Annotated in this window: 10 protein-coding genes; 4 read left to right on the forward strand and 6 right to left on the reverse strand. The window is 74.5% G+C overall.

What is annotated here, in order from left to right; all coding sequences use genetic code 11:
- A partial coding sequence (locus tag V7E45_RS14865) for a TIGR02452 family protein (RefSeq protein ID WP_333774622.1) occupies positions 1–771 on the forward strand: 771 nt, incomplete at its 5' end.
- 73 nt (positions 772–844) lie between these two features.
- Here the strand turns inward: V7E45_RS14865 and V7E45_RS14870 are convergent.
- The 5 genes from V7E45_RS14870 to V7E45_RS14890 all read right to left on the reverse strand — a co-directional run bounded on the left by V7E45_RS14870 (position 845) and on the right by V7E45_RS14890 (position 5,728).
- The gene (locus V7E45_RS14870; protein WP_333774623.1) at positions 845–1,291 is read right to left on the reverse strand and encodes a type II toxin-antitoxin system PemK/MazF family toxin; all 447 of its coding nucleotides are present in this window, start codon (positions 1,289–1,291) and stop codon (positions 845–847) included.
- Positions 1,292–1,340: 49 nt separating this feature from the next.
- Positions 1,341–1,769, reverse strand: coding sequence for a cupin domain-containing protein (locus tag V7E45_RS14875; protein ID WP_333774624.1), 429 nt, complete (start codon positions 1,767–1,769; stop codon positions 1,341–1,343).
- A gap of 283 nt (positions 1,770–2,052) precedes the next feature.
- Positions 2,053–3,606 (reverse strand): flotillin family protein, encoded by a 1,554-nt coding sequence (locus V7E45_RS14880; RefSeq protein ID WP_333774625.1) that lies wholly within the window; start codon positions 3,604–3,606, stop codon positions 2,053–2,055.
- A gap of 133 nt (positions 3,607–3,739) precedes the next feature.
- Entirely contained in the window at positions 3,740–3,958 is a 219-nt protein-coding gene (locus tag V7E45_RS14885; protein ID WP_333774626.1) for a hypothetical protein, read from the reverse strand.
- A gap of 345 nt (positions 3,959–4,303) precedes the next feature.
- Complete coding sequence (locus tag V7E45_RS14890; protein WP_333774627.1) at positions 4,304–5,728, reverse strand: amidase; 1,425 nt, start codon at positions 5,726–5,728, stop codon at positions 4,304–4,306.
- Between the two features lie 254 nt (positions 5,729–5,982).
- Between V7E45_RS14890 and V7E45_RS14895 the strand changes: the two genes are divergently transcribed.
- The 3 genes from V7E45_RS14895 to V7E45_RS14905 all read left to right on the forward strand — a co-directional run bounded on the left by V7E45_RS14895 (position 5,983) and on the right by V7E45_RS14905 (position 10,871).
- Positions 5,983–8,130: a xanthine dehydrogenase family protein molybdopterin-binding subunit gene (locus tag V7E45_RS14895; protein ID WP_333774628.1), complete on the forward strand. Its 2,148-nt coding sequence runs from the start codon at positions 5,983–5,985 to the stop codon at positions 8,128–8,130.
- 61 nt (positions 8,131–8,191) lie between these two features.
- Positions 8,192–8,683: a (2Fe-2S)-binding protein gene (locus tag V7E45_RS14900; RefSeq protein WP_333774629.1), complete on the forward strand. Its 492-nt coding sequence runs from the start codon at positions 8,192–8,194 to the stop codon at positions 8,681–8,683.
- A gap of 151 nt (positions 8,684–8,834) precedes the next feature.
- Entirely contained in the window at positions 8,835–10,871 is a 2,037-nt protein-coding gene (locus tag V7E45_RS14905) for a TerD family protein (RefSeq protein WP_333774630.1), read from the forward strand.
- Between the two features lie 54 nt (positions 10,872–10,925).
- Here V7E45_RS14905 and V7E45_RS14910 read toward each other — a convergent pair whose 3' ends face one another.
- On the reverse strand, positions 10,926–11,906 hold the full coding sequence (locus V7E45_RS14910) for an alpha/beta hydrolase (RefSeq protein ID WP_333774631.1): 981 nt from the start codon (positions 11,904–11,906) through the stop codon (positions 10,926–10,928).
- Positions 11,907–12,402: the final 496 nt, after the last annotated feature.

Consider the following 12,402-nt stretch of genomic DNA (forward strand, 5'->3'; position numbering starts at 1 on the left):
CCCGCGCGGGCCGGCGCCCTGGGCGGCGGGGCGGGGGCGGCCGCGCCCGCCCGGGCGGCCACGCGAATGTACGGTCCGGAGCCGGTTCCGCTGCCTCGGGCCGCCGACGCGGAGACGTCCTTCGAGGTCACCGGCGAGAGCAGCCTGGAGGCCGCCCGCCGCTTGGCGGACGCACCGGTCGCCGTCCTGAACTTCGCCTCGGCCCGCAACCCCGGCGGTGGCTACCTCAACGGCGCCCAGGCCCAGGAAGAGGCCCTCTGCCGCGCCTCGGCGCTGTACACCTGCCTCCTTCAGGCCCGGCAGTTCTACGATCACCACCGCGCCCACCGCGACCCGCTCTACACCGACCGGGTGATCCACACCCCGGCCGTGCCGGTGTTCCGCGACGACCGCGGCGGCCTGCTGCCCCAGCCGTACGCGGCCGGTTTCCTGACGGCCGCCGCCCCCAACGCGGGCGTCGTACGGCGCACCGCGCCCGAGCGCGCCGGTGAGCTGCCGGCCGTCCTGGCCCGGCGGGCCGAACGCGTGCTGGAGACCGCCGCCGCCCAGGGCTACCGGCGGCTGGTGCTCGGGGCCTGGGGCTGCGGCGTCTTCCAGAACGACCCGGCCCAGGTCGCGGGCGCCTTCCGGACCCTGCTCGGGCCCGGCGGCCGGTTCGGGCGGACCTTCGAGCACGTGGTGTTCGGCATCCTGGACCGCAGGCCCGGCTCGGCGGTCCGGGCGGCCTTCGCGGAGGCGTTCCCGGCGCGTACGGGGCCGGCGGCGCGATAGGGCCCGCCGGGCCGGTGCACATCGCCCTCACGGACCGGTTCACGTCGTCCTCACGGACCGGTTCACACCACCCTCAGGTCCAGCCGTACCGCTGGTGCAGTCGCTGCCGGACCAGGTTGAACCGCATCCGGTCGAGCGCGCAGGCCTCCCGGCGCATCCCGGTCTCGTGCAGCCGCAGCACACGGTCCACGTTCACCCACGAGTCCCGGTCCGACCGGTCCCAGGGGCCGTTGCCTATCGCCACCCACTCCCGGTCGTCGTCGTGCCGCCTGCTGGACAGCTGGACGGCGAGGAAGGTGCCCGCCGCCTCCCGGGCGACGACCAGCACCGGGCGGTCCTTGCCCCGGCCGTCGTTCTCCTCGAAGGGCACCCAGGTCCAGACGATCTCCCCGGGGTCCGGGTCGCCGTCGTGGGCGGGGGAGTACTCGGTGCGCACCGCGCCGACCTCGCGCGGGTCGGCCTCGGTGGTGGCGTGGGGGCCGCGGCGGCCCGGAACGTCTTCGTCGGTGTACGTGCTCACGCCCGCACCCTAACCGCCCCCTCCGCGCGCGCAACGGGCGCCCGGCGTCTCAGGGTTGCGCGGGCGCCGTCGCCGCGCGCGACTGGATCCGTATGCCCGGGCGGCGCCGGTGCACGGTCAGGTACGTCAGACCGCTCCCGCCCGCGGTGATGCTGCGCGTGGAGCCGTGCGGCAGCCACAGCAGCGCCCCCTCGGCGAGCGGCTCGGGCGCGTCCGCCGAGCCCTTGCCGAGCACACCGTCCCCGCGGACCACGAGCACCAGCACGTCCAGGTGCGGCTCGCGGTGGGACGCGACGCGGTCGCCCGGGGCCAGCCGTACTACATTGGCGTCCAGCTGCCGGCCGCTCTCGGCCAGCTTCCACAGCACCCCGTCCGGCAGCGGCGGGGCGTCGGCCAGCGCGCCGGCGTCGCACAGCAGCCGCGGCTCCGCGTCCGGCTCACCGGCCGAACCGGTGTCGAACGCGGACGACGACGTCATGGGTCACACCTCGCTGCTCGGTCTCTGCTGTCGACCCTACAGTTACTACAGGTGGCAGCAGTCCGACCGCGTCCTCGCGGGCGAGGACCTGCCGCGTTCGCGCGGCCACCTCTGTTACGTGGCGCTGGAGCTCGCGAAGGTCGTGGCGCTGCTCGCGCCGGGTGTCGGACTGGTCAGGCTCTGCCCCCGCGACGCACGCCGACGGCGGCGGGGCCGGGTACACCGGTGCGGACCCCGGCCCCGCCGCCGTCCCCCGGTGGCGCGCCGCTCTTGCGAACTCCCCCTAGTTCTCCGGCTCCAGCGGCACCTTCTGCGACACGGGAGCCGCGGCGGTCACGGGAGCCACCACACCGTCGAGGGACGGTGCCGGGACCTTGGCCGGCTCCCCGGCCCGGTGCCCGTTCGGGCTGCCGTTGTGGCTCCCGTTCTGATGGCCGTTCTGGTTCATCGACGCGAGCAGCTGACGGGCGAGGCCGAGACCCGTGCCACCCATGGTGAGCGCCTTGGCGAACATCTCGGCCATGCCGTCGGCGCCGTTGAGCAGCACCATGTTGTCCACGTTGCCGAACGCGGACGCGCCGGCCTTGACGATCTCCGGCCAGTTCTCCGCCAGTTGCTGGGCGACGACCGCCTCCTGGTTCTCGGCGAGGGCGGCGGCCCGGGCCTTGATGGCCTCCGCCTCCGCCAGACCCTTGGCCCTGGTCGACTCGGCCGCGGCCAGTCCCTTGGCCTGCGCGGCCGCGGCCTCCGCCTCACCGGTGGCCCTGGTCGCCGCCGCCGTGGCCGCACCGCGGGACTTGGTGGCCTCCGCCTCGGCGCCCGCCGCCGTCTTGACCCTGGTCGCCTCGGCCGCGGCCGCGAGTTCGGTCTCCTTCGCCCGCGCCTGCGCCGCGGAGATCCGGGCGTCGCGCTCGGCCTCGGCCAGCGTCCGCGTCTCGTAGGCCCGGGCGTCGGCCGGCTTGCGGACGTCCGCCTGGAGCTGCTGCTCCCTGCGGTGCGCCTCCAGTTCGGCGACCCGGGTCTCCTGGACGACGACCTCCTGCCGGGCCGCCGCGTCGGCGAGCGGACCCGCCTGCCGGGCCTTCGCCGAGGCGTTGTCCCGCTCGGCCTGGTAGCCGGCCTGCAGGATCTCGCTGTCCCGGGTGGCCTCCGCCATCCGGGCGAACGACTGCTGCTCGGCCTCGGTGGCGAGACGGTTCGCCTCCGCCTGCGCGATGCGCGCGTCCCGCTGGACGGCCGCCGCATGCGGCATGGCCAGGTTCTGGATGTACCCCGTAGGGTCCTCGATCTCGTGGATCTGGAGCGAGTCGACGATCAGGCCGAGCTTCTCCATCTCGGTACCGCAGGCCGCCCGGGTCTGCCCCGTCAGCTTCTCCCGGTCGCGGATCATGTCCTCGACCGTCAGACCGCCCACGATGGAGCGGAGGTGACCGGCGAAGACGTTGTGCACCCGCTCCGACATCAGCTTCTGCTGGTCGAGGAAGCGGCGGGCCGCGTTGGCGATCGACACGAAGTCGTCGCCCACCTTGAAGATGACCACGCCCCGCACCTTCAGCGGAATGCCCTGGTGCGTGACGCAGTCCACGTGCAACTCGGTCTCGTTCAGGTCCAGGGAGAGCTTGCGCACCGCCTGCACACCGGGCAGCACCAGGGTGCCGCGCCCGGTGACGATGCGGAATCCCATACCCTCCTCCAGGCCCTCGGTGCGGTGCTTGGACCCGGAGATGATGAGCGCCTCGTTGGGTTCGGCGACCCGCCACATCATCTTGAACAGACCGATCAGAACGAGGACGGCGACACAGGCCGCCCCCGCAACGACGCCGACGATCATCGGCATTCGCCCCCTTTTGATGGTGCCCGTTCGGCACCGAACGAGGGGAGTGTGCGCCTGCCGGAACCCGGCGAGAAGGTACCGGCGACTCCTTGTTGCAATCTTGACGCACACCGCCCTCACCTGGGGCGGAGCGTGCTCAGTTGTCGTAGGCGGCGGTGACGTAGACCGTCCTGGGCGGCAGGTACTCGACCACCATCACCACCGTGCCCCGCTCCAGTCGCGCCGCGCCGTCGGACGCGTAGGCGAGGAAGTGCTCGGCGCCGCCGCGCACCCGGACCATCACCTCCCCGACCAGCCCGGGCCCGACCGTCCCCGTCACGCGCCCCACGAGCCCGACCATCGACGCATCGTCCATGGTCACAGCGTACGGGCGCGACGCGCTCCTGCCGCCGGCCGTGACTCGCCGACCGGCCGTGAGTCGAACGCCGAACGGCCGTGACTCGCCGGTGAACCGGCCGCCGTGAACCGCCCGTGGTGAAGCGGCCGCAGTGAATCACCGGCCGTACAACGCCCGTCGCGAACTGCCCGTCGTCAACCCGCCGTCGTGAACCGCCCGTCGCCGAGCGCTCGTTGTGAACCGACCGCGGTGAACCGCCGGACGTGAACCGCTCTGGTGAAGTGGGCCCGCCGTGGAGGCGCCCGCCCAGGATGCGCCCGCCGGGGAGGCGCCCGTTGGGGGAGGCGCCCGCCCGGGGCGTCCTCAGGCCGCCGCGGAGTTCGGGGCTGCCGTCAGGGGCGGCCACAGCTCGTGCCAGCGCAGCTCCGCCTCCAGTTGGGCGGCGAGGGAGACGAGCAGCGGTTCGCTGTTGGCCGGGCCGAGCAACTGGGCGCCCACCGGCAGTCCTTCGCCCACGAATCCGGCAGGGACGTTGACGCCGGGCCAGCCGAGCACGTTCCACGGCCAGGCGTAGGGGCAGGCGGCGATCATGGCGCGGTCGGTGGCGAGGCCGCTCAGCCCGGCCAGGGCGCCGATCGCGGGCGGGGGAGCGGCCGTCGTCGGGGCGAGGACCACGTCATACGACTCGAAGAACGCGCCGATCCGCCGGTGCAGCACGGCCTCGGCGCGCCGGGCCGCGCGCAGCGGGGCGCCGCCGAGCAGCCGGCCCAGCCGGGCCGCTTCCCGGGTGCGCGGGTCGAGCAGCGCCGGGTCGGGGGCCTCGCGGACGTAGTCGGCGATACCGGCGGTGGCGCGCGGCACGAAGGTCAGCCCGATCTGGCCGTAGGGCGGATCGGCCTCCTCGACGGTGTGCCCCGACGCGGCCAGCCGTTCGGCGAGTTCGAGTATCCGGGCGCGGACATCCGGGCGCAGCCGCGCGGGCACCGCCGTGAACGGCGGCTTCAGGGACAGGGCGATGCGCAGCCGGCCCGGGTCGCGGCCGACCGCGTCCGCCACCGTGAGCGCCGGCGGCCGGTGCGGGTCCCGCTCGTGGTTGCCGCCGGCGGCGTCCAGCAGCAGGGCGGCGTCGGCGACCGTACGGGCGAGTGTGCCGTTGACCGTGATGCCGTGGAAGGACTCCCCGCGCGGCCAGGTGGAGATGCGCCCGCGCTGCGGTTTGATGCCGATGAGATGGGTCCAGGACGCCGGGATCCGCACCGAGCCGGCGCCGTCCGAGCCGAGCGCGGCCCCGACCAGGCCGGCCGCAACCGCCGCCGCCGAGCCCCCGGACGAGCCGCCCGGGGTGTGGCCCGTGTGCCACGGGTTGCGGGTGTCGCCGAACGCGGGGCCCTCGGTGAACGGCCACTGGCCAAGCTCGCAGGTGTTCGTCTTGCCGACGATCACGGCCCCGGCCGCGCGCAGCCGCCGTACCGCCTCGCCGTCCTGGGCGAGCGGCGGGAAGTCGCCGGCGCAGCCGAACGCGGTCGGCTCGCCGGCCACGTCCATGTCGTCCTTGACCGCCACCGGCACCCCGAGCAGCGGCCGCCGCCCGCCGGCCGCCAACTCACGGTCGGCGGCGTCCGCTTCCGCGAGCGCGGCCTCGGCGCGTACGACCCGGAAGGCGTTCAGGGTCGGCTGGGTGGCCTCGATCCGGGCCAGGGCCTGTTCCACCAGCGCGCGGGAGGTCACCTCCCCGTCGGCGAGGGCGCGGACGGACTCCGCGAGGCCTGCGGCACGGTCTGGCGTCATGTGGGGGGCACCTCCGGGAGCACACTGTCTACCGAACGGTAACCTTCGGGAGCCGTGCGCGGTACAGGGTTCGCACCGATGACATCCGGCCAAGTTGGCGGTGGGTGGCAAGGGTTGGGCCGAGCGGAACGGGCCCGTCAGGCAACCGGTCCCGGGCGGCGCCCCTCCTATCTGTCGAACCAGCCGTGCCGGACACGCGCCCCCTCCCGCGCCGTGCCGGCCCCGCCAGCCCGCGTGCCGACAGGAGCCCTCGTTTGGACCGCACCGAGCCCACCCCCGCGGCTGGGCCGTCCCGCCGCAGGTTCCTCGTGTACACGGTGGCGGCGACCACCCTGACCGTCGCCGCCCCTCTCGCCTGCACCACCCCCTCGTCGGCGGAGGGCGCCGAGCCCGGCCACCAGGACCCAGGCGATTCCGGCGCCCCCGGCGCAGGCGTCCTGGTGACCGGCGCGGACGAGGAGATGCTGGTCCTGGAGGTGACGACGGCCAACCACGTCGTCGTACGGCTGCCCCGGGCCGAGGTCGGCCAGGGCATCACCACCGCCGTCGCCATGATGATCGCCGAGGAGCTGGACGCCCGCCTCGCCGACGTGCGCGTCCCGCTCGCCGACGCCCGGACCAAGGGCAACCAGTACACCGGCGGGTCCAGTTCGGTGAGTTCGCTGTACGGCCCCGCGCGGCAGCTCGCCGCCACGGCCCGGGCCCGACTGGTGACCGCGGCCGCCCGCCGCTGGCACCTGCCCGCCCGGACCCTGCGCACCCGGGACGGCGTGGTCGTCGCGCCGGACGGGCGCACCGCCACCTTCGGCTCGCTGACCGCGAGCGCCTCCCGGATCCGCCGTACCGACGTCCCGGACCGGCCCAAACCCCCTTCCCGGCACCGGGTGATCGGCCGGCCGACGACCAGGATCGACGCCCGGGACATCGTCACCGGCCGGGCGAAGTACGCCGGGGACCTGGCCGTCGCCGGGGCGAGGCCGACAGTGGTGGCCCGGCCGCCGACGATCCGCGGCAAGCTCGTCTCGGTGGACGCCCGGGCCGCCCGGGCCATGCCGGGGGTCCACGCGGTGGTCCGCCTGCCCGGCGGGGTCGCCGTCGTCGCGGACACCTTCCACCACGCCTTCACCGCCCGGGACGCCCTCCGTCTCACCTGGGCGCCGGGGCCGCTGGCCGCCCTGTCGGACGCCCAGATCCGCGCCCGGCTCGAGGCCGCCGTGCCCCGGTTCCGCACCCCGCCCCGCGGCTCGACCCCGGTGACGGGGGAGTTCGCGTTCGCCTTCGTCGGGCACGCCCCCATGGAGGTGCTGACGGCGGTGGCGGACGTCCGGCTGGACCGCGCGGAGCTGTGGTTCTCCTCCCAGACCCCGATGGACGCGCGCGACGCCGTCGCCGAGGCGGTCGGCCTGCGGCCGTCGGCGGTCCGGGTCCATGTCACGCGCGCCGGCGGCTCGTTCGGCCGCCGGCTGAACTTCGACGCGGCGATCGAGGCGGCGCTGGTCTCCAAGGCGGCCCGGCACCCGGTGAAGCTGATGTGGAGCCGGGGCGACGACATCCGGCACGGTCGGATGCGCCCCGCCAGCCACCACCGGGTCCGGGCCAGCGTGTCCGGGGGCCGGGTGGTGGCCTTCGAGCAGGTGACGGCGTCCGTCTCGGAGGCCTACGACGGCGCCGGCCTCGCCCCGCAGGGGGGCGTCCGGGCGTCCGGCCCGCTGCCCAGCACCACCGGCCTGTACGACTTCGGCCGGATCTCCGGCGATTCGGGCGGCGTCGAGCTGGCCGTGCCGCTCGGTGCCTGGCGGTCGGTGGACTCCGGGACCGTGCGCACCGCGGAGGAGATCGTCGTGGACGAGGTCGCCCGCAGCCTCGGCCGGGACCCGGTCGCCTTCCGCCGGACGACCCTGCGCACCGAGGCGGCCAAGGCCGTCCTCGACAAGGTGGCGAGCGCCGGCCGGTGGGGCCGCGCCCTGCCGGCCGGCACCGCGCAGGGCGTCGCCGTGCACGAGGAGTACGGCTCCAGCGTGGCCTGCCTCGCCGAGATCGACGCGAGCGACCCGAAGCACCCACGGGTGACCAAGGTGGTGATGGCCGCCGACGTCGGCATCGCCGTCAACCCCCGCGGTCTTGAGGCACAGTTGATGGGCGCCGCCACCGACGGCATCTCCGTCGTGCTCCAGGCGGGCCTGCACATCGACCGGGGCGCGGTGCGCGAGGGCAGCTACGCCGACTTCCGCTACGCCCGCCAGCGCAACGCCCCGCTCTCCTTCGAGGCCCACATCCTGCCCTCGACCAGGGAACCGGGCGGCGCCGGCGAACTCGGCGTCCCCGCCGCCTCCGCGGCCGTCGCCAACGCCTACGCCCGGGCCACCGGCACCGTGCCCCGCAGCTTCCCGCTCACTTTCTGACCACCGGCACCGTGCCCCGCAGCTTCCCGCCCACCTTCTGACCCGCGACCCGAAGGCCCCCATGCGTTCCTACTCCTTCACCCTCAACGGCGGGAAGGTCACCGTCCAGGCCCCCGCCGACATGCCCCTGCTGTGGGTCCTGCGCGACCTCCTGGGCGTCACCGGCCCCAAGTACGGCTGCGGCGTGGGTGTCTGCCGCGCCTGCACCAGCCACCTCGACGGCGCCGAGATCCAGCCCTGCGTGGTCCCGGTCGCCGACTGCGCGGACCGCTCGGTCACCACCATCGAGGGCCTCGCCGACGGCGACACCCTGCACCCCGTCCAACAGGCGTGGCTCGACTGCGACGTGGCCCAGTGCGGCTTCTGCCAGCCGGGCCAGATCATGGCCGCCGCCGCCCTCCTGAAGCACACCCCCGCCCCCACGGACGCCGACATCGACGCCATCGAGAACATCTGCCGCTGCGGCACGTACGCCCGCATCCGAGAGGCGATCAAGAAGGCGTCAGCCGGCCACCCGGAGGGGCCGTCCCGGCAGGAGGTGAACGGGGGCTGACGGACTCATGTCGCCCGTCCGGGGTGTGTGGAGGTTCTGTGTAGGCTACAGTCTCCGCCTGTGTGTCAGGTCACACGGAAGTGCTCACAGGTAGCCGGCGCCTCCTGGGCACACAGGGACACCGCGGCATCCGGGGGGATCAGTGCGTGAGATGGTGAAAGGGTCGAACGTGACGCTGTCGACCCTGAGCGAGAGCGTCGGTTCCGTGATCGTCGGGCTGCGCTGGGCCAGCCCGAGCGGCGAAGGCGACGCTGATGTGTCGGTGCTGCTGCTGGGCCCGGACGGGAAGGTGCGCGGCGACGGCGACTTCTACTTCTACAACAACCCCGTCGCGGCCGACGGCAGCGTGCAGTTGCTCGGCAAGACACCGACGGACGGTGGGGACGAGGACCGCATCGGCTTCGACCTGACCGCCGTGCCGGACGACGTCGACCGGATGGTGGTCGCCGCGAGCCGGTACGGCGGCGCCCGCTTCGGGGAACTGGAGGATCTCACCGTCACGTTGTCCGACGCGACGGGTGAGGGACTGCTCCGGTTCGCGGTCGACGACGCCGACTCGGTCAGCGCGGTCATCTTCGGCGAGCTGTACCGCCGTGACGGGGAGTGGAAGTTCCGCGCGGTGGGGCAGGGGTACGCCGCGGGCCTGGCCGGTCTGGCCACGGACTTCGGCGTCGACATCGAGGACGACGCGCCGTCCGGTTCGGCGCTGGACGACACGGCAGGCGACGAGCTGCCGACGGTGGCGGACGAGCCCGCCGTGGAGACCGTCGAGGCGGTGCCGGTGGTCGACGCGGTCCCCTCCCCGCGCAGGCCGCGCGACGAGGCGGAACCGCCCTCCCGGCCCGCGGCGCGCCCCCGTACGGCCAAGCGGAAGATCACGCTCCCGAAGACGGCCGCCAAGTCCCTCGCCGAGAACGAGTCCTGGCGGAACGCGCGGCTGTTCCCCCTCTCGGCCCTCAAGAGCGACCGGGACCGTGAGACGCGCGCGACCTCCGTACTGCTGTCGGTGATGGCCCAGGTGCCGGAGTTCGGCAGGAGGCTGACCGCCGCGTTCGGTGCCCCCGCCGGCCGTATGGAGACGTTCACGGAGGTCTCCCTGCCCCACGGCGACACCCCCCGGCGCCCCGACGGAGTCATCCGGGTGGAGCGTGCGGGGAAGCTGTGGACCGCGCTCGTGGAGACCAAGACGAACGGCAACGCCCTCAAGTCCGACCAGGTGCAGGCGTACATGGACATCGCCGCGCGCCGCGGCTACGAGGCCGTGATCACGCTCTCCAACGACGTCGCGCTCGAGGGCAGTCCGCTGGTCGAGGTCAGGATCGACAAGCGGCGCAAGCACAAGGTGGCGCTTTGGCACCTCTCCTGGGCGGAGGTCGCCTACCAGGCGCAGGTCCTGATCCGGCACGAAGGCGTCGGCAACGCGGCGCACGCCTGGCTGCTCCAGGAACTCCTGTACTACCTGCAGCACGAGAACTCCGGCTGCCACGGCTTCCAGAACATGGGCCCGGCATGGGTGCCGGTGCGCAACGGCATCGACGACGAGACCCTGTGCCACGGTGACGCCCGAGCGCTGGAGGTGGTCGAGAGCTGGGAGCGGCTGATCCGGCAGGTGTGCCTCGGCCTCGGCGGTGAACTCGGCCGGAAGGTACTCCCGGTGCAGCGCGGCAAGCGGGGCCAGGACCCCCGGGAACGTCGCAGCGCCCAGGCCGATCAGCTCTGCCTCCAGGGGCTTCTGGAGGCAGAGCTGCGCATCGAGGGGACTCCCGGTGTGCTCGCGGTCGGCGCCGATCTGCGCACCGGAAAGCTACGCGTTTCGACGCAGATCCCGGCGCCCGCACAGGGCTACCCGCTGACCTCGGTCAAACGGCTCGTCCGGCGGCTGGCCGAGGCACCCGCCGACCTGCACATCGAGACCCTGGTGGAGGGCGAGGCGGGCGGCCCCCGCGGCACGCTGGAGCGGCTTCGCCCCGAACCCGCTGACCTGCTGCCGAAGGCGGCCGGGGGGCGGATCACCGGATTCCGCCTGTCTCTGCTCAAGGGAATGGGCAGCGGCCGGGGCAGTGCCGAGTCCGGCTTCATCCGCAGCGTGGACGACGCGGTGCAGCGGTTCTATGCCCAGGTCGTCGACCATCTCGACCAGGTCCCCGCCGGGCGGCCACCGGTCAAGGAGCCGGCGGCCATGCGCTGAGCTGTCCGTCGGCCGGGGCCGCCCAGGTGGGCGGTCCCGGTCGGGGCCGGGTGGTCAGCGCCTCAGCAGGCGGCGCAGCCAGTCCAGTTGGGCGGCGCGGGCCGCCAGGGACAGGGACGCCTGGGGGGCGAAGCCGTCGAAGCCGTGGAAGCCGCCCGGCCAGACGTGGAGTTCGGCCACGCCGCCCGACTGCCAGATCCGGGAGGCGTAGTCGACGACCTCGTCCCGGAAGGTCTCCGCCGAGCCGACGTCGAGGAAGGCCGGGGGCAGGCCGGACAGGTCGTTCGCGCGGGCGGGGGCGGCGTAGGGGGAGACGTCGGGGCCGCCCCTGCGGTCGCCGAGCAGGGCCGTCCACGCCGTCTCGTTCGCGGTGCGGTCCCAGACGCCGACGCCCGCCATCTGGTGGCTGGAGACGGTCTCGTTGCGGTCGTCCAGCATCGGGCACATCAGAAGCTGACCGATGAGCGGCGGCCCCTGGCGGTCCCGCGCGAGGAGGGCGAGCGCGGCGGTCAGGCCGCCGCCCGCGCTGGAGCCCGCCAGGACGATCCGGTCCGCGTCCCCGCCGAACTCCCCGGCGTGTTCGGCCGTCCACAGCAGACCGGCGTACGCGTCCTCGACCGGCGCCGGGTGCGGATGTTCGGGAGCGAGGCGGTACTCCACCGACACGACCACCGCGCCCAGCTCCCGCGCCCAGGTCAGCGGGCCGTCCACGCCGGCCCGGTTGTTGCCGAGGATCATGCCGCCGCCGTGCACGTGGTAGATCACCGGTAGTGGGACGTCGGGATCGGCGGCCACCGGGCGGCAGATGAGCAGGGAGACGTCCGGTGCTCCGCGCGGGCCCGGCACCGTACGGTCCTCCGCCTCGAAGGCGCCGCCCATCGTGACGTCGATCAGCCCGAGCAGTTCCATGCCCGCGCCCTGCCGGGCGGTGGGGATCTCGTCCAGGGCGAGCCCGGGTGTGAGGACGTCCTTGACCAGGTCCAGCGCGGCGGCGAGCTCCGGATCGAACGGGGGCGGGGGCGGGACGGGGGCCATGGCTTCTCCTCACCTGTGCGCGTCACCTGCACGCGCGCTTCGGGTACCCGCGGCGCGGCGCACGCGCCACGGGCGGCGCGGGCGGCCGTCCCGAGGGGGTTCGGCTCCCGCGTCCATGATCCGCATACCCCGAGACGGCCTCAGGGCGACGAACGGATGGGGGCCAAGCCGACGAAGTAGCGGGCCCAAGCCGACGAAGTGGCGGGCCGGGGTCGGTGAAGGGGCGGACCGAGGTCGGTGAAGGGGCGGGCCGAGGGCGGTGAAAGGACGCGGGCCGAGGGCCAGGGTGTGACCTCATCCGTCCTCACCCGGGAGCGCTCCGCACAGGCCGCACGTGCCGCGCGGCCACCGGGAAGGGCTACGCCTGGCCCGAGCGCGCGGCACGGGGGGGGGGGGGGGGGGGGGGGGGGGGGGGGGGGGGGGGCGGCCGCCCGCGGGGGGGGGGGGGGGGGGCGCGGGGGCGGGGCCGCCGCGCATACTGTTCGCCGCTAACTCC

Origin of the sequence: Streptomyces sp. IBSBF 3136 (genome assembly GCF_036815105.1) — a bacterium.
In the GTDB taxonomy this organism is placed as follows: Bacteria; Actinomycetota; Actinomycetes; order Streptomycetales; family Streptomycetaceae; genus Streptomyces.